Origin of the sequence: Streptomyces sp. MUSC 14, from assembly GCF_001866675.1 — a bacterium.
GTDB lineage: Bacteria > Actinomycetota > Actinomycetes > Streptomycetales > Streptomycetaceae > Streptomyces.
In genome coordinates, this window is record NZ_MLYN01000028.1 from 40,408 (window position 1) to 60,511 (window position 20,104).

General features: G+C 73.1%; 18 protein-coding genes. 12 read left to right on the top strand and 6 right to left on the bottom strand.

Annotation, left to right across the window (positions count from 1 at the left end; genetic code table 11):
- Nucleotides 1–102 precede the first annotated feature (102 nt).
- Nucleotides 103–471, top strand: a complete 369-nt coding sequence (locus tag BIV25_RS18835; protein WP_071373508.1) for a metalloregulator ArsR/SmtB family transcription factor — start codon at nucleotides 103–105, stop codon at nucleotides 469–471.
- Between the two features lie 55 nt (nucleotides 472–526).
- Nucleotides 527–817 carry a Sec-independent protein translocase subunit TatA gene (gene tatA / locus BIV25_RS47100; protein WP_079176719.1) on the top strand — a complete coding sequence of 97 codons (291 nt, stop codon included), beginning with the start codon at nucleotides 527–529 and terminating at the stop codon, nucleotides 815–817.
- Nucleotides 818–958: 141 nt separating this feature from the next.
- Here tatA and BIV25_RS18845 read toward each other — a convergent pair whose 3' ends face one another.
- Complete coding sequence (locus BIV25_RS18845; protein WP_256255918.1) at nucleotides 959–1,414, bottom strand: DUF6114 domain-containing protein; 456 nt, start codon at nucleotides 1,412–1,414, stop codon at nucleotides 959–961.
- Between the two features lie 5 nt (nucleotides 1,415–1,419).
- Nucleotides 1,420–2,118, bottom strand: a complete 699-nt coding sequence (locus BIV25_RS18850; protein ID WP_071373510.1) for a DUF6230 family protein — start codon at nucleotides 2,116–2,118, stop codon at nucleotides 1,420–1,422.
- 766 nt (nucleotides 2,119–2,884) lie between these two features.
- Here BIV25_RS18850 and BIV25_RS18855 point away from each other — a divergent pair.
- The 3 genes from BIV25_RS18855 to BIV25_RS18865 all read left to right on the top strand — a co-directional run bounded on the left by BIV25_RS18855 (nucleotide 2,885) and on the right by BIV25_RS18865 (nucleotide 5,846).
- Nucleotides 2,885–3,535 (top strand): Tat pathway signal sequence domain protein, encoded by a 651-nt coding sequence (locus BIV25_RS18855; RefSeq protein WP_071373511.1) that lies wholly within the window; start codon nucleotides 2,885–2,887, stop codon nucleotides 3,533–3,535.
- 435 nt (nucleotides 3,536–3,970) lie between these two features.
- Complete coding sequence (locus BIV25_RS18860; RefSeq protein ID WP_071373512.1) at nucleotides 3,971–4,618, top strand: ScbR family autoregulator-binding transcription factor; 648 nt, start codon at nucleotides 3,971–3,973, stop codon at nucleotides 4,616–4,618.
- 22 nt (nucleotides 4,619–4,640) lie between these two features.
- Nucleotides 4,641–5,846, top strand: a complete 1,206-nt coding sequence (locus BIV25_RS18865; protein ID WP_071373661.1) for a damage-control phosphatase ARMT1 family protein — start codon at nucleotides 4,641–4,643, stop codon at nucleotides 5,844–5,846.
- Here BIV25_RS18865 and BIV25_RS18870 read toward each other — a convergent pair.
- Complete coding sequence (locus tag BIV25_RS18870; RefSeq protein ID WP_071373513.1) at nucleotides 5,834–7,096, bottom strand: cytochrome P450; 1,263 nt, start codon at nucleotides 7,094–7,096, stop codon at nucleotides 5,834–5,836. The two genes, BIV25_RS18865 and BIV25_RS18870, sit on opposite strands and share 13 nt — an antisense overlap.
- A complete protein-coding gene (locus BIV25_RS18875; RefSeq protein ID WP_071373514.1) occupies nucleotides 7,093–7,893 on the bottom strand; it encodes an alpha/beta fold hydrolase in 801 nt (266 codons plus the stop codon). The genes BIV25_RS18870 and BIV25_RS18875 overlap by 4 nt, the downstream gene beginning before the upstream one ends.
- Nucleotides 7,894–8,065: 172 nt before the next feature.
- On the opposite strand from BIV25_RS18875, the gene cyc2 reads away from it, so the two are divergent.
- The 5 genes from cyc2 (at nucleotide 8,066) to BIV25_RS18900 (ending at nucleotide 15,770) form a co-directional block, all read left to right on the top strand.
- Nucleotides 8,066–10,228, top strand: coding sequence for a germacradienol/geosmin synthase Cyc2 (gene cyc2 / locus BIV25_RS18880; RefSeq protein WP_071373515.1), 2,163 nt, complete (start codon nucleotides 8,066–8,068; stop codon nucleotides 10,226–10,228).
- Between the two features lie 148 nt (nucleotides 10,229–10,376).
- Nucleotides 10,377–12,263, top strand: coding sequence for an O-aminophenol oxidase PhsA (phsA, locus tag BIV25_RS18885; protein WP_371273036.1), 1,887 nt, complete (start codon nucleotides 10,377–10,379; stop codon nucleotides 12,261–12,263).
- A gap of 544 nt (nucleotides 12,264–12,807) precedes the next feature.
- Entirely contained in the window at nucleotides 12,808–13,401 is a 594-nt protein-coding gene (locus BIV25_RS18890) for a PDZ domain-containing protein (RefSeq protein ID WP_071373516.1), read from the top strand.
- Between the two features lie 237 nt (nucleotides 13,402–13,638).
- On the top strand, nucleotides 13,639–14,766 hold the full coding sequence (locus BIV25_RS18895) for an aminopeptidase P family protein (RefSeq protein ID WP_071373517.1): 1,128 nt from the start codon (nucleotides 13,639–13,641) through the stop codon (nucleotides 14,764–14,766).
- 65 nt (nucleotides 14,767–14,831) lie between these two features.
- Nucleotides 14,832–15,770: an aminoglycoside phosphotransferase family protein gene (locus BIV25_RS18900; protein ID WP_071373518.1), complete on the top strand. Its 939-nt coding sequence runs from the start codon at nucleotides 14,832–14,834 to the stop codon at nucleotides 15,768–15,770.
- Between the two features lie 26 nt (nucleotides 15,771–15,796).
- Here the strand turns inward: BIV25_RS18900 and treZ are convergent, their stop codons facing one another.
- Nucleotides 15,797–17,542 carry a malto-oligosyltrehalose trehalohydrolase gene (gene treZ, locus BIV25_RS18905; protein ID WP_071373519.1) on the bottom strand — a complete coding sequence of 582 codons (1,746 nt, stop codon included), beginning with the start codon at nucleotides 17,540–17,542 and terminating at the stop codon, nucleotides 15,797–15,799.
- 179 nt (nucleotides 17,543–17,721) lie between these two features.
- On the opposite strand from treZ, the gene BIV25_RS18910 reads away from it, so the two are divergent.
- Both BIV25_RS18910 and BIV25_RS18915 read left to right on the top strand, forming a co-directional pair.
- Nucleotides 17,722–18,273 carry a DUF1707 and FHA domain-containing protein gene (locus tag BIV25_RS18910; RefSeq protein ID WP_071373520.1) on the top strand — a complete coding sequence of 184 codons (552 nt, stop codon included), beginning with the start codon at nucleotides 17,722–17,724 and terminating at the stop codon, nucleotides 18,271–18,273.
- 127 nt (nucleotides 18,274–18,400) lie between these two features.
- Nucleotides 18,401–18,817: an SSI family serine proteinase inhibitor gene (locus tag BIV25_RS18915; protein ID WP_177235326.1), complete on the top strand. Its 417-nt coding sequence runs from the start codon at nucleotides 18,401–18,403 to the stop codon at nucleotides 18,815–18,817.
- A 22-nt stretch (nucleotides 18,818–18,839) separates the two neighbouring features.
- On the opposite strand, the gene BIV25_RS18920 is transcribed toward BIV25_RS18915, so the two are convergent.
- The gene (locus BIV25_RS18920) at nucleotides 18,840–20,090 is read right to left on the bottom strand and encodes a M14 family zinc carboxypeptidase (RefSeq protein WP_071373522.1); all 1,251 of its coding nucleotides are present in this window, start codon (nucleotides 20,088–20,090) and stop codon (nucleotides 18,840–18,842) included.
- Between the last annotated feature and the right edge of the window lie 14 nt (nucleotides 20,091–20,104).

The window sequence follows — 20,104 nt, forward strand, 5'->3', positions numbered from 1 at the left end:
CGGCAACTTCTACAACACCGTAGAAACTCATGGCGCCGCCGGGAAGTTCCCGCCCGCCTAGACTGAGTCCCCGTACCCAGCGGAAAACAGAGGAAGGCGACAGTGACGACAGCGCCCGGCACCGGCCGTCAGGACCCCTCCGCCGAGGTGCTCGCCGAGGCGGCCGCCGCCTTCGGGCTGCTCGCCTCGCCCGCCCGGCTGCACATCGTGTGGGCGCTGATCCACGGCGAGAGCGATGTCACCGGGCTCGCCGAACGGGTCGGCGGCGCACTGCCGGCCGTCAGCCAGCACCTGACCAAGCTCAAGCTGGCCGGCCTCGTCCGCTCCCGCCGCGAGGGCCGCCGTCAGGTGTACTTCGTCGACACGGCGGGTGAGGCCGCCGTCGTGGAGGTCGTACGACTCCTCGTCGACAGCCTGGCCGCGGGGGACACCGCCGCCGAGGCCCCGGCCCGTCGCCTGCGCGGTCTCTGATCCAGGTTGTACAGTTGCGCAATATGGCAACTGTTCATGAGAGGGAGGGGCGGACATGCTCCGCAACGGACTCGAGCCCTGGCATCTGCTGATCGTCGCGGTCGTCTTCATCGTTCTCTTCGGCGCGCGCAAGCTCCCCGACACCGCGCGGGCGCTGGGCAAGTCGATGCGCATCCTCAAGAGCGAGGCGCAGGCGATGAAGGAGGAGGGCGCGGCGTCCACCGCCGCCGCCGACACGCCGGTGGTGCAGCCGACGGAGGTGCTGACGTCGAGCGACGTCCGCGCGGCGGCGAGCACGGCCACGACGCCCGGCGCGGGTGCCGCGGCGGGCGTGGCGGCCCACTGAGCGGCGCCGCTCGCCTCCCGGAGAGGGACGCGCACTCTCGGACCGGCGGAGGGTGCGCCCCTTCCCGGCCGGGAGCCGGCCGCTCGGGGGCCGGCTCCCGGAACCTCGGGCCCTGCCCGAGGCCGGTCCTCGGGCCGGTTCTCAGGCCGGTCCCTCCACTCCCTCCGCCCCCGTGTGCGCCGCGGCGGCGGACCGCGGCTGCTTGCGCCGCCTGCGGCGGCTGACGCGCGGCTCCTGGTCGGGCAGCCAGCCGAAGGCGAGGCAGCAGCCCGTGGCGCCGAGCAGGAGGCCGAGGAAGAAGCCTCCCAGGTTGGACGTGAGCCAGGTGCCCAGGGAGACCAGCATGCCGGTGATGGAGTAGAAGAGCCGCTGCGAGGGGTTGAAGAGGATCAGCAGGCCCAGCAGCGCCATCAGCGTCGGCAGCAGATAGCCGGCCAGGCCCTGCATGCCGATGTGCATCACGACCTTCAGCGAGGCCTTCTCGGTGAGCAGGATCCAGCCGCCGCCCAGGGCGAGCAGCAGCCCGCCCCAGAACGGCCGGCGGGCCCGCCAGCGGCGGAAGGCCGCCCTCGCGCCCTGACGTGGGACGTCCGGCACGGCGATCAGCAACCCTTGCTGCTGAAACCGAGTTTGAGGCCGGGCAGCTTGAACACACCTGCTGTCGTCGCGTAGTTGGTCTGCCGCAGGTTGGCGATGTGCACGGTGTCGGCCTGCTGGCTGAAGACCCCGATCGGGCCCTTCACGCCCGCCTTGGTCAGCGTGCTCGCGTCGTTGCCGATCTCGATGTTGTTGAACGCCGCGTCGCCCGACAGCTGGGTCGAGTCGGTGGTGAGGTCGCTCGCGGACACCGGCGTGTCGCCGCCGCCCGCCCTGATCAGCAGGTTGGTGCCGCCGAGGTCGACGCTCTGGCACAGCTTGGTGAGCGTGGCGTTCTTGATCGCCGACGTGACGACCAGCTCCTGCCCGCCGCTGTCCCCGGCGTTCGGGCTGCCGTCGGCCATGTTGTCGAGCCCGCCGAACTGCTCGAAGCCGGTGCCGGTGAGGTCGGTCGCGGTGACCGTGAACGGCATGCCGGAGATCGCGAACTGCACACCGAGGGCGCCCTGCGCGGTGAGGACGGCGAGACCGGCGGCGACGAGGGTGGCGGGCACCGCCATCACCGCGGCCCGGCGTGCACGGACCCGGCCTCGTCTCTCACCACCGGCGGCGGCCCGGTCGGTCTGTGGTGCTTCGGACGGTGAACCGTTTCCCGGGTTCTCGGGGGTGTTGCCGTCGGACGGGACGTCCGGGGACGAGGCCATGTCTGCTCCCATGGGCATGGATCCACTGCGGGTCGGGCCGGCTGACGCGGTGTCCTGGCGCGGACAGCGACCGCCGCGCACGCCTCCTCGCACTCCCGGCGGGCAAGGGCTTTCTCGTTACGCGGCAGTAGCCTCCGAGGAAGTTACTGCCGGTTACTTTGAAGGGTCAAGGGAGATGTGAAAAAAGGGTGTCGAACCCGTACGGGCCTCGGTCACATGCCACAACTACCCTTGCGGTGCTTGACGTTGATGGTTGATCAGGTCTACAACTTCCCCTGTTTCACGGATCCGTGGCGCCGGATCCGCCGAGCGTCACGGGCCGCGTTCCCGGCCCCTTCCCGGCGACCGCTCACCTCGGCTCACGGCAACCGCTCACACGGCACGGCGCACGGGTCCCATTCCCCCAGGTCCGGGTGCCGGCCGTCTCCCTCCGGCCCGGCCGGAGGCCTTCCCCCGAGGCCTCCGGCCGGCGCCGGGTCCGCCGCCGTCGGCGGTCCGTCGCGTACGGAGAAGGCGCGACGGCCCGCGTCGGCGGCACCCCCAGCCCTGCCGCCGCCACCGCGTCACCGCACCCCGCGCCGCTGCCACCGGCGCCCGCACCACTCGCGTGACGCGCCACGCGCACGTGTGTCCACGGCAGTTCGCGCTTCCTCGCCGCGCCGGGCGCGCCGACGTGCCGTACGTGCACCGCCTCGCGCCATCCGCTGCACCCGCCACCCCTCACCTCACCTCACCCGATCCCCACTCAGGAAAGAGGCACCCGCCCATGCGTACGCGATCCGTCCTCACCCTCGCCGGCGCCGCCACCGCTCTCGCCCTCGCCGTGGCGACTCCGGCCTCCGCCGACGGCGCCGTCCTCACCACCGGCAGCGCGGGCGGCACCGCCGTCGCCGTCGGCGACACCCTCACCGCGCCGCTCGCCTCGGGCACGTCCGCCACGCTCTACTCCAGCGCGACCGGCACCAGCGGCGTCTCGTGCACCTCCTCCCAGTTCACGGCCTCGGTCACGGCCAACCCGTCGGCGCCCGGCACGGCCACCGAGTCCGTCTCCGGCCACACCTTCGACGCCTCCTCGTGCACCAGCAATGTCACCGGTGTCACCGGCGTCAGCAGCATCACCGTCGACAACCTGCCCTACACGGCGACGGTCGCCTCCGACGGCACCCTGACCGTCTCCCCGGCCAGCGGCTCGACCATCCAGACCACGGTCAAGCTGAAGACCCTGCTCGGCAGCATCACCTGCGTCTACCAGGCGGCCGGTCTGACCGGGAAGACCGACAACTCCGACAGCAGCATCACCTTCACCAACCAGCAGTTCACCAAGTCCTCCGGTTCGTCGCTGTGCTTCGCCAGCGGCTACTTCACGGCCAAGTACGCACCCGTGACCGACGGCGGCGCCCAGGTGTACGTCAACTAAACTCAGAACAAGGGCAGTTCACCGAAAGCCCGAGCCGCGACCGGCGGCTCGGGCTTTCGGCGTGCCGTTGTTCCGCCGTGCCGGTGCTTCCCTGATCGGGGGGCGCAAGGCACCGACCGGTTCGGCTGTTTCGCGCCTCCCGCGAGCCCCCGTTGAGGAGTCGGCCGTCGGCCTCGTATCGTGGCGATCATGCGTGCGGCGCGCAGGGTCGCGCGACCGCCGCGCATCGGTGAACGAGGAAGGGGGAGACCGCTCTGATCTCGCATGATCACGGACAGCTGACGGGCTGTTCGATACGAGATCCTCCCCGTGGCACGTGTCGTTCCGCTGGCCCGCACGGTCGACTCTCCCTGTCCGTCGGTGAGTTATCGTATGCAGGGTGTAAGAAACAAACCGCATGTCCCGTTCGTTAACGTCGCGAGGAGGGGTCCCATCATGGCGAGGCAGTTACGCGCCGAGCAGACCCGGGCAACGATCATCACGGCCGCCGCCGATCTGTTCGACCGGCAAGGCTACGACTCCACCAGCCTGAGCGACATCGTCGCGCACGCAAAGGTCACCAAGGGTGCGCTGTACTTCCACTTCGCCGCCAAGGAGGACCTGGCCCAGGCGATCCAGGAACTCAACGCCGAGGCCGCGCGCCGGCTCGTCACCGAGGTCGAGAGCCGTGGCTACTCCTCGCTGGAGGCCCTGATGCGCGCCACGTTCGGCATCGCCCGGCTCGCCGTGGAGGACCCGGTGCCGCGCGCCGCGCTGCGTCTCGCCACCGCCGACATCGCCGTACGGCCGCCTGCCGGGCACCTGTTCACCGAGTGGCTGGACTTCGCGACCCGTAAGTTCCACGGGGCCGTGCGGGAAGCCGACGTGCACAGTGAACTCGACGTCGGCGTCGTCGCGCACTCCCTCGTCTCCTTCTACGTCGGCACCAGGGTCGCCGGCCGCTCGCTCGAACCGGTGGGCCGGCTGCCGCGCCGGGTCGCCGAGATGTGGCACCTGATGATCCGCGGCCTGGTCCCGGTGCACCGCCGCCCCCGCTACGTCACCCTCGCCACGCAGCTGGAGCGGGAGACCAGAACCGCCTGACCCGCGCGCTACCGTGACGGACATGCCCGACACCCCGTTCGCACCCGTGATCCTCGGCAACGAAACCGGCTCGTTCCCGCACAGCGTGCTGGCCGACCGGCACCCCGCGATCATCCAGCAGGTGCGGGACGCCTTCCCGTACGGCCCCGGACAGCACCGGGCGCTGGACGAACTGCTGGCGAGCTGCACCGAGGGCACGATCGAGCCGCTGCCGGCCGACGCCCCGGACCGGGACCTGTGGCACGGCTGGGGCCTGCCCGCGTACACCGGGCGGTCCTGGTACGACGTCCCCTGGCTCTGGTCCGAGAGCTGGTTCTACCGCCGGCTGCTCGACGCCGTCGGATACGTCGGCCCCGGCGCCTGGCAGGGTATCGACCCCTTCCGCCCGTTCAAACGCGCCGAACTCGACGCGCCCGAGACCGACGCGGAACTCGCGGCGCTCGACGACCTGGCCGGTCTGCCGGAGGAGGAGCGGGCGCGCGCCCTGCTGCACGGCTCGCTCTGGGGCAACCGGGCCGACCTCGGCTTCCGGCTCTCCGCCGAGAGCGCCGAGGGCGCCGAGCTCCGGGACCCGGCGCCCGCGCTGGTCGCCGACGACAGCGACGCCCTGTTCGCCCTGCTGCCGCGCACGGGCGCCGGCACCCTCGTCCTGGTCGCGGACAACGCGGGCCGCGAACTCGTCCCGGATCTGCTGCTGATCGCCCACCTCCTCGACCAGGGCCGGGCCGCCCGGGCGGTGCTGCACGTCAAGCCGCACCCGTACTACGTCTCCGACGCCACGACCGCCGACGTCGTCGACGCGCTGCGCCGGCTGCGCGCCGCCCCGGGCGCGGCCGCCGGGTACGCGCGCGTGCTGTGGTCGGCGCTGGCCGACGGCCGTCTCGCCGTGCGCGCCCACCCGTTCTCGTGCGCCCCGCTGCCGTACGCGGACATGCCGGACGATCTGCGCGCCGAGTTCGCCGCGGCCACGCTGACCCTCTTCAAAGGCGACCTCAACTACCGCCGTCTGGTGGGCGACCGGCTGTGGCCGCCCACCACGCCCTTCGCGGCGGTGACCGGTCACGCCCCGGGCCCGGTCGCCGCCCTGCGCACTCTGAAGTCCGACGTCGTCACCGGCCTGTCCCCGGCGACCGAGGCCGCGCTCGTGGCGTCCGAGGGGCGGCGCTGGCGCACCAGCGGCACGCACGCGCTCATCCAGGTCTCACCTGATCTTCCTCAAGTGACCTGAAACCGCAGTGACTTGATGCCGTTGATGAAGTTCGACACGAGCCGTGCGGGCGGCGCCGCCGGCCGGGCCTGCGGCAGGGCGCGCAGCACCTCCTCGTAGAGCTGCCGCAGCTGCAGCCGCGCGAAGTGGGCGCCCAGGCAGACGTGCGGACCGTCACCGAAGGACACATGCGGGTTGGGGGAACGGGCGAGGTCGAGCCGGCCGGGATCGGCGAAGACCCGCTCGTCCCGGTTGGCCGAGGCGTGGAAGACGACGACCTTGTCGCCGGCCCGGATGCGCGTGCCCGCCAGCTCGGTGTCCCGCGTGGCGGTGCGGCGGAACGTCAGCACGGGCGGATGCCAGCGCAGCAACTCCTCGACGGCCGACGGGAGTCCGACCGCCCCGGCACGCAGCGCCGCATAGGCGGCCGGGTGCTCGGCGAGGGCCAGCAGGCCGCCCGGCGCCGCACCGCGCACCGTGTCGTTGCCCGCGATCGTGAGCAGGAAGAAGAACATCTCCAGCTCGGCCGGGGCGAGTTCGGTCTCATGGGCGAGCGTGGTCAGCACGTCGTCCGCCGGATGGCGCCGTTTGTACGCCGCGAGCTGCCGCGCGTAGGCGAACATGTCCGCCAGCATCGCCGGGGAGCGCGGATCGACCAGCCTGCCCGCCGCGTCCAGGGCCGGGGTGCCCGCCTCGTCCGGGTCCTGGTAGCCGATGACCCGCTGCGTCCAGTGCAGCAGCAGGCCCCGGTCGCTCTCCGGGACGCCCAGCAGATCCGCCAGGTTGAGCAGCGCGTACTCGTCGGTGACGGCGGTCACCAGATCGACCGTGCCGTCCCCCGTCCGGGCCGCCGCCAGTGCCCCGGCGAGCAGCGTGCCCGCCCGCTCCCGGGCGGCCGACGCGAACCGCTCGATCCGGCCCGGTGTGAACGCGCGGCTCACCAGCCTCCGCAACCGGCCGTGCCACGGCGGATCCTGATTGAGCATCATCCGCCGGATGAACGGCAGGTCCGCCGGATCGGGGTCCCGGATCTGGGTCGCGCCGACGTACGAGGAGTACGTCGTCCCGTCCTTCAGCACCCGTACGACGTCCGCGTGCCGGGTCACGGCCCAGAACCCGGGCCCGGCCGGCCAGCCCAGCACCTCCGGCTCCTCCTGCCAGGCGACCGGATGGCGGTCGCGCAGCAGGCGGTAGTCGTCGTGCGGGACCCCGGCGCCGTACCGGCGGGGGTCGAACACGTCCGGCACCCCAGGCGTTTCACGCACGCTCACGCCGACTCCCGTGCCGGTACCGGCTCTTCGCCGTCCGCCCGCAGGAAGTCCTCGACCGCGCGGATCAGTTCCAGCGGTGTCTCGTCCATGGAGTAGTGTCCGGCGCCCGCCAGCGTGACGAGTTCGGCGCGCGGGAACCAGGACAGCCAGGTCTGCCGCATGACATCGGGCGACAGTGCCGGGTCGAGCGCGCCGGCCACCGCGAGGGCGGGCACCGCGCAGCCCGCGACGTCGGCGTGGAAGTCGTCGCCCGCCCAGGAGTCCAGCCAGGCCCGGAACGCCTTCGCGTCGCTGCGCTCCAGGGAGCGGGCGACCATCCGGTCCAGCCAGGCGGCCGGGCGCAGCCCGCCGGTGGTGACGTCGAGGATCGCCCGCCGGTTCGCCGGCCTCTTCGCCGCGTCCCTGAACAGCGCGGCCTGCTCACCGGCCAGCGGCAGCCCCGAGGCCGGCACCGGCGAGACACCGACGATCCGGCGCAGCCGGTGCGGGGCGAGGGCCAGCAGCCGCTGTGCCACCGCGCCGCCCATGGAGTGCCCGACCACCGAGAACCGCTGCCAGCCGAGCCGGTCGGCCAGTTCCAGCAGGTCTCCGGCCGCCCCGGCCGTCGTGTACGGGCCTGCCGCGTCCCGGGCCTCGCCGTACCCGCGCAGGTCCACCAGCGCGTAGGTGAAGGAGGTCCGGTCGAGGTCCGGCAGCACGGCCGCGTAGGCGGAGCGGTCGGCGAACCAGCCGTGCACGGCGAACACCTGGTGGGGGCCGTCGCCGTGCACTTCATGGGGCAGCACGAAGGAGGTCATGCGCCTACCGTGGCCCGCGCGCGGGGGTACGGCAAGGGCACGGACCGGGGCGTACGGGCGGGCACACACACCCGTTGTGCCGCGGTCAGGGTTTCGAGGGCGGTTCATACGATGGTGTGGCCGTGTCCGGGGCGGCGGATGGGTGCCGCGGGCCACGGGTAGTGCCCCGGCCATGACGCAGCCGTTCGAACTCCCGCACTTCTACATGCCGTATCCCGCGCGGCTCAATCCGCACCTCGACGAGGCGCGGGCCCACTCCACCCGGTGGGCGCGCGAGATGGGCATGCTGGAGGGTTCCGGGATCTGGGAGCAGGCCGACCTGGAGGCGCACGACTACGGGCTCCTGTGCTCCTACACCCACCCCGACTGCGACGGCGCGGCCCTCTCCCTGATCACCGACTGGTACGTGTGGGTCTTCTTCTTCGACGACCACTTCCTGGACATGTACAAGCGCACCCAGGACCGCGCCGCCGGCAAGGCCCACCTGGACCGCCTGCCGCTGTTCATGCCGCTCGGCCCGGGCGCCGAGGTGCCCGAGCCGCGGAACCCGGTCGAGGCGGGCCTGAAGGACCTGTGGGCGCGCACCGTACCGGCGATGTCGGAGGACTGGCGGCGGCGTTTCGCCCTCGCCACCGAGCATCTGCTCAACGAGTCGATGTGGGAGCTGTCGAACATCAACGAGGGGCGGATCGCGAACCCCGTCGAGTACATCGAGATGCGCCGCAAGGTGGGCGGTGCCCCCTGGTCGGCGGGGCTCGTGGAGTACGCGACCGCCGAGGTGCCCGCCGCCGTCGCCGGCACCCGGCCGCTGCGCGTCCTCATGGAGACGTTCGCGGACGCCGTCCATCTGCGCAACGACCTGTTCTCCTACCAGCGCGAGGTCGAGGACGAGGGCGAGAACAGCAACGGCGTCCTGGTCCTGGAGAAGTTCTTCGACTGCACCACCCAGGAGGCCGCCGAGACCGTCAACGACATCCTCACCTCACGCCTGCACCAGTTCGAGCACACCGCGCTCACCGAGGTCCCCGCCGTCGCCCTGGAGAAGGGCCTCACCCCGGACCAGGCCGCCGCGATCGCCGCCTACACCAAGGGACTTCAGGACTGGCAGTCCGGCGGCCACGAATGGCATCTGCGCTCCAGCCGCTACATGAACCAGGGGGCGGTGTCGCAGGCTCCCTGGCAGCTGCCGAGCGGCCCCGGCACGGCGGCCGCCGACGTCGGCGCCCTGCTCGCCTCCGCCGCCCGGCAACGGCTGCGCGCCTACACCCACGTGCCGTTCCAGAAGGTCGGCCCGTCCGTGCTGCCCGACTTCCGCATGCCGTACGAGCTGAGCCTGAGCCCCCACCGGGAGAGCGCCCGGAGCAACCTCGTCGCCTGGTCGCACCGCATGGGCATCCTGGGGGAGGGCGTCTGGGACGAGGACAGGCTCGCCGCCTTCGACTTCGCGCTCGCCGCGGCCGGCATCGACCCCGACGCCACCCCCGGGTCCCTCGACCTCAGCGCCCAGTGGCTCGCCTGGGGCACGTACGCCGACGACTACTACCCGCTCGTCTTCGGCCACCGCCGGGACCTGGCCGGGGCGCGGCTGAGCACGGCCCGGCTCTCGGAGTGCATGCCGGTCGAGGGGGAGCCGGTCGTCACTCCCGCAAACGGCATGGAACGCGGACTGCTCGACCTGTGGACGCGCACCACCGCCGGGATGGACGCCGAGCAGCGGCAGGCCCTCAAGGCGTCCGTGGACGTGATGACCGAGAGCTGGGTGTGGGAGCTGTCCAACCGGCTCCAGAACCGCATCCCCGACCCGGTCGACTACCTGGAGATGCGCCGCGCCACCTTCGGCGCCGACCTCACCCTGAACCTCGCCCGCAGGGGTCACGGCCCCGCGATCCCGCCGGAGGTCCGCCGCAGCGGCCCGGTCCGGTCCCTGGAGAACGCCGCCGTCGACTACGCCTGCCTCCTCAACGACATCTTCTCGTACCAGAAGGAGATCGAGTACGAGGGGGACATCCACAACGCGATCCTGGTCGTGCAGAACTTCTTCGGCGTGGACTACCCGACCGCACTGCGCGTCGTGCACGACCTCACGACCCAGCGCATGCAGCAGTTCGAGCACGTCATCGCCCGCGAACTGCCCGTCCTGTACGACGACTTCGCACTGTCGGCCGAGGCCCGTGCCGCGATGGACGCCTACGTCGCCGACCTGCAGAACTGGCTGGCCGGCATCCTGAACTGGCACCGCACCGTCGACCGCTACCGGGCCGGGTTCCTGGCCCGCCGCGCCCACGGCTTCCTGCCCGGCCGGGCGCCCGCTGTCCCGGCGCTGTCGCTCGGCTGACCGTCGCGGAATCTCCGCGTACGGAACGGGTGATTCAGGGAACTTCCTCACGCTCTGCGCAGTCTTGAGAGGCAAGGGGAACAAACAGCGACACGACAGACACACAGACACACAGGAACACGTCAAGGACACACGGGGGTGTTCGCACTTGACCGAGATCATCGAGACGCTGGAGAGGCTCGCCGGGGGGACCAAGCGGCGGGAGGCTTCGGCGCCGGGTGAACTGACGCCGTACGTCGCGCCGTTGACCGTGCCGCCGGTCCTGCGTCCTGCGGCGGACGACGTCCTGCACGAGACCGAGATCGCCGTGCGCCCGACCTGGGTGCGCCTGCACCCGCAGCTGCCGCCGACCCTCATGTGGGGGTACGACGGACATGTGCCGGGCCCGACCGTCGAGGTGCGGCGCGGACAGCGCATCCGCATCGCGTGGACCAACCGCGTACCGAAGGAGGCGGAGTTCCCGGTCACCTCCGTCGAGGTGCCCGGGAGCGCGCCCGGCACCCCGCCGCCCAGCACCGAGCCGGGCCGCGGGGGCGTCGAGCCCGACAAGGACGTCGCCGCCCTGCCCGCCTGGACGGTGACACATCTGCACGGCGCCCAGACCGGCGGCGGCAACGACGGCTGGGCGGACAACGCCGTCGGCTTCGGCGACGCCCAGCTGTCGGAGTACCCGAACGACCACCAGGCGGCGCAGTGGTGGTACCACGACCACGCCATGAACATCACGCGGTTCAACGTGATGACGGGCCTGTACGGCACCTACCTCCTGCGGGACGACGAGGAGGACGCGCTGCGGCTGCCGTCCGGGGAGCGGGAGATCCCGCTGCTGATCGCCGACCGCAACCTCGACACCGACGAGGACGGCCGCCTCAACGGCCGGCTGCTGCACAAGACGGTGATCGTCCAGCAGAGCAACCCGGAGACCGGCAAGCCGGTCTCCATACCCTTCACCGGTCCGTACACCACGGTCAACGGCCGCATCTGGCCGTACGCCGAGGTGGACCCGGCCTGGTACCGCTTCCGGCTGCTCAACGCCTCGAACGCGCGCATCTTCGAGCTCGTCCTGATCGACGAGCACGGCAAGCCGGTGCCGGGCGTCGTGCACCAGATCGGCAGTGACGGCGGGCTGCTGCCCCGCCCCGTGCCGGTCGACTTCGAGGGTGACCTGCCCACGCTGACCGCCGCGCCGGCCGAGCGCTTCGACCTGCTCGTCGACTTCCGCGCCCTGGCCGGCCGGACCCTGCGCCTGGTCAACAAGGGCCCGAACCAGCCGGCGGGAGTGCCCGACCCGGCCGGTGACGTGCGCCATCCGGCGGTGCTGGAGTTCCGTGTCGGCGAGTCGTGCGCGGAGCAGGACACCTTCGAACTGCCCGAGGTGCTCTCCGGCTCCTTCCGCCGCCTCACCCACGACCTCCCGCACCACCACCGCATGGTCCTGCTCACCCCGCCCGCCACCAAGGGCGCGGGGGGCCACCCGGAGATCTGGGAGCTGACCGAGGTCGAGGACCCGAGCGGGCTCCAGCTGCCGGCCGACGGCATCGTGCAGGTCACCGGGTCCGACGGCACCACGAAGACGTACCGGCGCACCTCACGGACGTTCAACGACGCGCTCGGCTTCACCCTCGCCGAGGGCGGCTACGAGCAGTGGAGCTTCCTCAACCTCGCGCCGATCGTCCACCCCATGCACATCCATCTGGCCGACTTCCAGCTGCTCGGCCGGGACGCCTACGACGTCTCGGGCTTCGACCCGGCCGTCGGCGGCACCCGCACCCCGATCCGGTACGACACCGGCCGGACGATCCCGCTCGCACCCAACGAGCGGGGCAACAAGGACGTCTTCCGGGTGCCCGGGAACCAGATGCTGCGGGTCATGGGCCGCTTCGACGGGGCGTACGGCCGCTTCATGTACCACTGCCACCTGCTGGAGCACGAGGACATGGGCATGATGCGGCCCTTCGTCGTGATGCCGGCCGAGGCCATGAAGTTCGACCACGGCGCCGGGCACGGCGCCGGTCATGAGGGGCACATGGGCTGAGCGGAGCCCCGAGCCGGCTGCCGGGCCGCCGGCAGCCGGCCCGGGCGCGTCGGGCCTCAGGCCTGCCGGGCGATCCCGGATGCCACGCGCTCCACCGCGCCACGCCAGGAAGAAGGGGTGGCCCGGTGGTTCGGCGACGTGGGGGCGCCGTCCTCGTCGTGCCCGGAGAACCGGAGCCCGTGGGCGCTCAGCGTGTCGAGGTGGCGGGTGGGGGCCGTAGCCGCACACCGATCCGCACATCCGCACCGCCCTCGCCGCTGCCGGCCACGGCTGCACCCTGCCGCCCCGGTCGGCCGCCGGCGCCGTACCCGGCACGGTCGCCGTCCCACTCACCGCACCCCGGGTCGTGCACCGTACGGAACTCCTCCACGGCGGCAGCCGGGGGGCTGCGGAGGCAGCCGTGCGGACGCTGGTGGGCGGGGTGTGACCGTGCCCGGCCGAGGCGTCATGACTACCCTGCGCCGCCCTCCGGCCAGTCTCACTCGTTCGTGTCTCGTCGCGGCCCCGCGCCCCGGGTAGAGCATCACCCGGAGGCGAGCGAACCATGGAACAGACTGCGTTGCGTCCCAAGCCCATGCCCGGACAGGACCCGCGGGACGGCGCGGGCACCGACCGGACCGAGTGTGCCGACCACGGCGACCCGGGTCCGGTCCCGCGCCCGCACGCCGCGCACCGGCGTGGACAGCGGCTGCAGAGCCTGCTGTTCGGCCTGTGCGCCGGCATCCTGCTGGTGCTCTCCGGTGTCGGTATCGGCACGGTCGGCGCCAGCGTCATCGGCATGAGCAGGCTCGCCGAACTGCGCCACCAGGCCCCGCCGTCCGCCCCCGCGGCCAAGGCGCCCGCGACCGCGCCGAGCCCCGCCGCGGTGCCGTCCGCGGCGACGCTCGGCGTGGAGGCCGTCGACGCCGAGAAGGCGGGCGCGCTGGTCGTGGGCGTACACGTGCCCGGCCCCGGCTACGCGGCGGGCCTGGTCCGCGGGGACGTCCTGCTCCAGTTCGGCCCCGCGCGCGTGGACAGCGCCGCCGACCTGGCCCGAGCCGTCGCGCACGCCCGCCCCGGCCAGGCGGTGCTCCTCACCGCGCGTCACCGCAGCGGCGGCTACCAGCAGTTGACCGCTGTACCGGGCGTGGTGACCTGACCGGGACGCGCCCCGCGCTCGCACCCCCGGTCAACCGGAGGCCCTGTCAGTCACCCCGGCAGGCCCACTGGTCGCCGTCCGTCCCGCGCGCCATGATGGCCCCATGCCGAGCCCCTTCTCCCGCGACCGCACCCCGCGGAGCGCGCCGGCGACCGGCTCGCGCCGCCCTGGCCGGGCGGGCAGGATGCTGCACGTGACGCCATCGCCCCGTACCCTCACCCGCGCTCGGAGGACCGGATGACCGGTAGCCCGCCCTCGCCCTTCACCGCCGCCGACCACCGGGCCCGGATGGAGCGCGCCACGCGCGCCGCCGCCGACGCCGGTCTGGCCGGGCTGCTCGTGGCGCCGGGACCGGACATGGTGTGGCTCACCGGCTACACGCCCACCGCCGTCACCGAACGGCTCACCGTGCTGGTCCTCACCCCCGGCCACGACCCCGTGCTCGTCGTGCCCACCCTGGAGGCGCCGGACGCCGAGCACGCGGTCGGCGCCTCCGCGCTCACCCTGCGGGACTGGACCGACGGCAAGGACCCCTACGCCGTCACCGCCGCCCTGCTCGACGGCGCGGGCCGCTTCGGCATCAGCGACAACACCTGGGCGATGCACCTGCTGGGTCTCCAGCGGACCCTGCCGGACACCTCGTACGCCTCCCTCACCGATGCCCTCCCCATGCTGCGCGCCGTCAAGGACGCGGCCGAACTCGAACTCCTCGCGGCGGCCGGAGCCGCTGCCGACGCAACGTTCGAGGAGATCCGGAAGGTTCCCTTCGCCGGCCGCCGCGAGTCCGACGTCGGCCACGACCTCGCCGCCCTGCTGCGCCGCTTCGGCCACTCCCAGGTCGACTTCACCATCGTCGGCTCCGGACCCAACGGCGCCAACCCGCACCACGAGGTCGGCGACCGCGTCATCCAGGACGGCGACATGGTCGTCCTCGACTTCGGCGGCCTGAAGGACGGCTACGGCTCCGACACCACCCGCACGGTCCACGTCGGCGAGCCCACCCCCGAGGAACGCCGCGTCCACGACATCGTCCGCGCGGCCCAGGAAGCCGGCTTCGCCGCCGTACGGCCGGGCGTCGCCTGCCAGGAGGTCGACCGCGCCGCCCGCGCGGTGATCACCGACGCCGGGTACGGCGCGTACTTCATCCACCGCACCGGGCACGGCATCGGCGTCACCACGCACGAGCCGCCGTACATGATCGAGGGAGAGGAACAGCCCCTCGTGCCCGGCATGTGCTTCTCCGTCGAGCCCGGCATCTACCTGCCCGGGCGGTTCGGCGTGCGCATCGAGGACATCGTCACGGTGACCGAGGAGGGCGGCCGTCGTTTCAACAACACCACCCGCGAGCTGGTCGTCGTGGGCTGACCGGCCCAGGGAGACCCGCCCCGGTCCCTCTTCCCGACTTTCCCCGAACGGCAACGGCGCGATCCATGACCCAGGCACCGACACCCACCGCGGACACCGTCCGCCGACTCGTCCGCTCGCTGACCGACGAGCACGCGGCCGGTGGCGGAGGACCCGATGTCCGGCCCGTCACGGCGGGCGGCGAGCACTCCACCTGGTGGGTCGGCACCCGCCATGTGCTGCGGCTCGCCCTCGACCGCGAGGCCGCCCTGCGCCAGCGCCGCGAACTGCGCGTGCGCGACCTGGTACGGCCGTACCTCCCCGTCGCCGTCCCGGCCGGCGTCGCGCACGGCGAGTGGGCGCCGGGCCTCACCTACACGCTCGACACCCGGATCCCCGGCGGCAGCGCCGAGGAGCACGACGTCTCGGCCGTCGGCGAGGCCGACCTGGCCGGGCTGCTCACCGGGCTGCGCGCGGTGCCGGCGCCGCGAGCCGAGACGATCGGGGTGCCGCGTGTCGCGCCGCGTTCCCTGGAGGCGCTGCGCCGCATGGCCGTGGCGGCGGCCGAACGCCTCGCCGCCGCCGACGAGTTCGACCCCGCACGCCTGCACCAGCTCACCCCGCTCGGCGCGGCTCAGCTCGCCGCCCAGGCCGGCGGCGCCGTGCTCGTCCACCACGACCTCAAGGGCGAGCATCTGGTGGTCAGCGCCGACGGCAGGGTGCGCGGCGTCCTCGACTGGACCGACGCGGCCCTCGCCGACCCCGCCGAGGACATTGCCGGGCTCGTCCTCGCGGTCGGCTCCGGCGCGGCGGTCCGCGCGGCCACCCTCGCCGGGTACGGCGCCCGCCCCTGCCTGCGCGGCCTGTGGCTGGCCCGCTGCGACACGGTCGTCCGCCTCACCGACCGCCTGGAGGGCCGCGACGACAGCCCGCTGCCCCTTCTGCGCACCCAACTGGGCCGCGCCTGGGAACCGATCATGCTGGAACGGGTGACGGACCTGAAGGAGGACGACCGGGACACGTAGCGTGCCGGGCTCAGCGGCGGCCCGGCTCAGGGCTGGGACAGCACCACGCAGGACTCCCCGGGCAGTTCCAGCAGGCCGTTCGGGCCCGGGGCCGCGACCGGGTCCCAGGCCGCGAGGACCACGGCGGGACGGGCGCCCAGGGGGATCGACGCCGGTTCCTTGCCCACGTTCACGGCCACCCGTACGTCGCCCCGCCGGAAGGCGAGCCAGCGCGCCTCCTCGTCGTACGCCACCTTGGTGTCGGCGAGATCGGGGTCGGTGAGGTCCGGCTGCTCACCGCGCAGTGCGATCAGCCGCCGGTACCAGGCCAGTACGCGCGCGTGGGGCTCGCGCGCCGGCTCCGACCAGTCCAGCACGGAGCGGTCCCGCGTCGCCGGGTCCTGCGGGTCCGGTACGTCCTCCTCGGCCCAGCCGTGCGCCGCGAACTCCCGCCGCCTGCCCCGCCGTACCGCCTCGGCCAGCTCCGGATCGGTGTGGTCGGTGAAGAACTGCCACGGCGTGCCCGCCGCCCACTCCTCGCCCATGAACAGCATCGGCGTGAACGGCGAGGCCAGCGTGAGCGCCGCCGCGCAGGCCAGCAGGCCGGGGGAGAGCCGGGCCGAGAGCCGGTCGCCCTGGGCGCGGTTGCCGACCTGGTCGTGCGTCTGGCTGTAGCCGAGGAGGCGGTGCCCGGCCACGCGCGCGCGGTCCAGCGGGCGGCCGTGGCACCGGCCCCGGAAGGTGGAGTACGTGCCGTCGTGGAAGTACCCGCCGGTCAGCGTCTTGGCGAGCGCGGCGAACGGGGCGCGCGCGAAGTCCGCGTAGTAGCCCTGTGCCTCACCGGTCAGCGCGGCGTGCAGGGCGTGGTGGAAGTCGTCGTTCCACTGCGCGTGCAGCCCGAGGCCGTGCTCCGCGCGCGGGGTGATGTACCGCGGGTCGTTCCGGTCGGACTCCGCGATCAGCGACAGCGGCCTGCCCACCTCCTCGGCGAGCGCGTCCACCGCGGCCGACAGCTCCTCCAGGAACGGGTACGCGCGCGTGTCGTGCAGCGCGTGCACCGCGTCCAGACGCAGCCCGTCGATCCGGTAGTCCCGCAGCCACGCCAGGGCGCTGCCGAGCAGGAACGCGCGCACCTCGTCCGAGCCGGGCGCGTCCAGGTTCACCGCCGAACCCCAGGGCGTGTGATGCGTGTCGGTGAAGTACGGCCCGAACGCGGGCAGATGGTTGCCCGACGGACCCAGGTGGTTGTGCACGACGTCCAGGACGACCCCGAGGCCGAGTTCGTGGGCACGGTCGACGAAGCGTTTCAGCGCCTCCGGGCCGCCGTACGGCTCGTGCACCGCCCACAGCGACACCCCCTCGTACCCCCACCCGTGCCGCCCCGGGAAGGGACACAGCGGCATCAACTCCACGTGCGTGACGCCCAGTTCCACCAGGTGCTGCAGTCGCGCCGCGGCCGCGTCCAGAGTGCCCTCGGGGGTGTACGTCCCCACGTGCAGCTCGTAGAGCACCGCGCCCGGCAGCCCCCGCCCCGCCCACCGCGCACGCCACGCGTACCGGCCGTGGTCCACGAGCGCGCTCAGCCCGTCCGGGCCGTCCGGCTGGCGGCGCGAACGCGGGTCGGGCAGGACGGGACCGTCGTCCACCGCGAACCCGTACCGGGCGTCGTCGTCCGCCTCCGCCTCCCCCGTCCACCAGCCCACGCGCTCGGGATCGCGCACCAACGCGCGCGTGGTGCCCTCGCAATGGAGCGTCACTCGGTCTGCCTGCGGTACCCACACCTCGAACTGCACGGACGGTTCCCCTTCGTCTGCTCACCGTGATGATCTCCCGCGGCCCCATCGTGCCGTCCGGACGATCAATGCGCTCTCGAATTCGGTCTTTCCCGGCGGGTGTCGCGGAACGCACGCACGCGTGACAGCGATTCCGGGTTTTCTGGACACTCGGGGTTCACTGACCGACAATCACCTGCGTGACGTCGTCTTTCGAGTTCTCCACGTACCCCGCGCGGCTGTCCGACGCGGAGCGCGACAAGGCGCTCATGGTGCTGCGCGACGGCGTCGCCAAGGGGCGGCTGTCGCACGACACGTTCGTGCGCCGCATGGAACTGGCGCTCGCCGCCCGCCATGCCGACGAACTGGCCGCCCTCGTCGCCGACCTGCCCCGCGAGAAGCGCCTGTCCCGCGCGGTCTTCGGCAGCGTCGAGGCCGTCTCCGCGTTCACCGTACGGCTGCGCCGCGCCTGGCAGGCCGAGCGGCTGCCGAAGCTGCTGCTGCCGCATCCCGGACAGACCCACCCGCTGCGCATAGGCCGTGACCCCGCCAACGGGCTGCGCCTGAACCACGAGACCGTCTCCCGTATGCACGCCGAGCTGTTCCGCCAGGGGGAGATGTGGGTCCTCAGGGACCTCGGCTCCACCAACGGGACCACCGTCAACGGCCGCCGGGTGACCGGTGCGATCGTGGTCCGCGAGGGCGATCTGGTCGCCTTCGGCCGCATGGGGTTCCGGCTGGCCGTGAGCTGAGCCCGCCGGCCGAGGCGCCCGGTCGTGTTCGAACAGGCGCTCTTCGCGCGTGCGCGTGCCGTCCCGTTCGAGTGAGCCAGACGCGCCGGACTGCGGAACGCGCGCCGGCGTGCCGATGCTGGGAAGCATGACGTACCTCTCGAGATCGACCGCGGCGGTCGGTGCCGTGCTGGCGGCCGCCGGGCTCCTCGCCGCGGGCCCGGCCCAGGCGGCACCCCGCGACCGCGTTTCCGGCAACTGGCTCCATCTGACCGTCGCCAAGGGCGAGGACGGCAACGGTCCCACGCGCGGCGCCCTGCTGTTGTGCGACCCGCCGCGGGGCGGCCACGCGCGGGCGGCCGAGGCGTGCACCGAACTCGCCGCCGCCGGCGGCGACATCCGCCGTATCCCGCCCGAGCGCGTGTTCTGCCCGGCCCTCTACTCCCCGGTGACCGTCCACGCGTACGGGCGGTGGAACGGCCGGCCGGTCGACTTCCGGCAGACCTACACCAACACCTGTGTCATGAACGCGCACACGGGGGCGGTGTTCGCCCTGGACGCGTGACCGCCGGGCGCGGCGGCGCGGCTCACCCGGCCCGCTCGCGGGCCTGCTGCGCCGCCACCAGCACCGTCCGGGACTGATGCTCCACCTGGTGCTCCAACGGCACCCAGCGGGCCCGGAAGCGCTCCGCGAACGCGTCGCACCAGTCGGCCACGAGGTGCTCCAGCCGGGGCGCCGCACGGTCGTCGGTCTCCCGCAGCACCCGCAGCAGCATCGCCGCCGCGCGCAGCGGAAGCCGTCGCCCGAAGGCGTCCACACTGCCGACGTACGCCATCGTGGTACCGGCCGGCGGGGTGTGGATCCAGTCCTCGGCCAGGCCCGGGATCAGCCCCAGCACCCAGCGCGAGGCCCGCAGCAGCGGACCGTCCAGGCCGTCCAGCCGGGGCTGCGCCTCGGCCAGTATCCGCTCCACCTCGCGCGCGTCCCCGGTCAGCCGCCGGGCCAGTCGCCGTATCGCGGCCGCGGGCGCCGGGTGCGGCGCCCGGTCGTCCACCAGGTCGCTGGCCCACATCGGGACCTCCACCACGGCCGTCAGACCGCCGTAACGGTGCGCGTGGTACCAGGTGCTGTGCCGCGCGTCGTCCGGCATGCTCGGGTAGGCGACGCCCGTCTCCGGGCCGGGCATGACATGCACCCCGGGGCCGGCGGCGGGCCAGCCAGCGGCGTCCGAGGCACCCGTCTCCACCGGGATGTGCAGCTGCGCCGCGGACTTCGCGAACGGCTCGGCGAGCCCCGGCACGGCCCGGGTCAACTGCACCCAGCTGCCACCCAGGTCGGTGCCGTGCAGCGTCACCTGGAGGTACGGGCGCAGCTCGTCGATCACCCCGGTCAGCGTCCGGGTCTCGGGCGGCAGCCGGTCCGGCGGCAGCACCGACGGCGACCACTCCGGCTGCTCCGCGCCCGTCGGCCGGTAGAAGCCGAGGTGGTAGTCGAGCAGGCTGCGCGGCGCCGGGGTCACATGCAGACTCGCGCCGTCGGGATCGGCACAGAGCAGGAAGTGCCAGGAGGTGTCCGCCCGCAACTCCCGCTCGGCCAGGACGCGTTCGGCCAGCACCCGCAGGGTGGAACCCCCCGTCGGCTCGTTGGCGTGCGCGCCGGCCACCACCAGCACCGCCCGCCGGGCGTGCCCCACCGAGAGCAGGTGCAGGGGTCTTCCCGCGCGCGAGGCGCCCACCTGCCTGAGCGCGCACAGCCCGGGTTCCTGAGCGGCCAACGCCTGTGCGGAGGCGGTCAGTTCGGGAACGCTGGGATAGCGCAGCTCCGGCAGGAAACTCACCCCCGTACTCGTCC

Bases quoted from the DNA above. Each gene is read 5' to 3' on its own strand.
- tatA (WP_079176719.1), top strand. From the start codon at position 527: ATGCTCCGCAACGGACTCGAGCCCTGGCATCTGCTGATCGTCGCGGTC.
- BIV25_RS18875 (WP_071373514.1), bottom strand. From the start codon at position 7,893: ATGACCTCCTTCGTGCTGCCCCATGAAGTGCACGGCGACGGCCCCCAC.
- BIV25_RS18855 (WP_071373511.1), top strand. From the start codon at position 2,885: ATGCGTACGCGATCCGTCCTCACCCTCGCCGGCGCCGCCACCGCTCTC.
- BIV25_RS18915 (WP_177235326.1), top strand. From the start codon at position 18,401: ATGACGTACCTCTCGAGATCGACCGCGGCGGTCGGTGCCGTGCTGGCG.
- cyc2 (WP_071373515.1), top strand. From the start codon at position 8,066: ATGACGCAGCCGTTCGAACTCCCGCACTTCTACATGCCGTATCCCGCG.
- BIV25_RS18895 (WP_071373517.1), top strand. From the start codon at position 13,639: ATGACCGGTAGCCCGCCCTCGCCCTTCACCGCCGCCGACCACCGGGCC.
- BIV25_RS18850 (WP_071373510.1), bottom strand. From the start codon at position 2,118: ATGGCCTCGTCCCCGGACGTCCCGTCCGACGGCAACACCCCCGAGAAC.
- BIV25_RS18860 (WP_071373512.1), top strand. From the start codon at position 3,971: ATGGCGAGGCAGTTACGCGCCGAGCAGACCCGGGCAACGATCATCACG.
- BIV25_RS18890 (WP_071373516.1), top strand. From the start codon at position 12,808: ATGGAACAGACTGCGTTGCGTCCCAAGCCCATGCCCGGACAGGACCCG.
- BIV25_RS18900 (WP_071373518.1), top strand. From the start codon at position 14,832: ATGACCCAGGCACCGACACCCACCGCGGACACCGTCCGCCGACTCGTC.
- BIV25_RS18865 (WP_071373661.1), top strand. From the start codon at position 4,641: ATGCCCGACACCCCGTTCGCACCCGTGATCCTCGGCAACGAAACCGGC.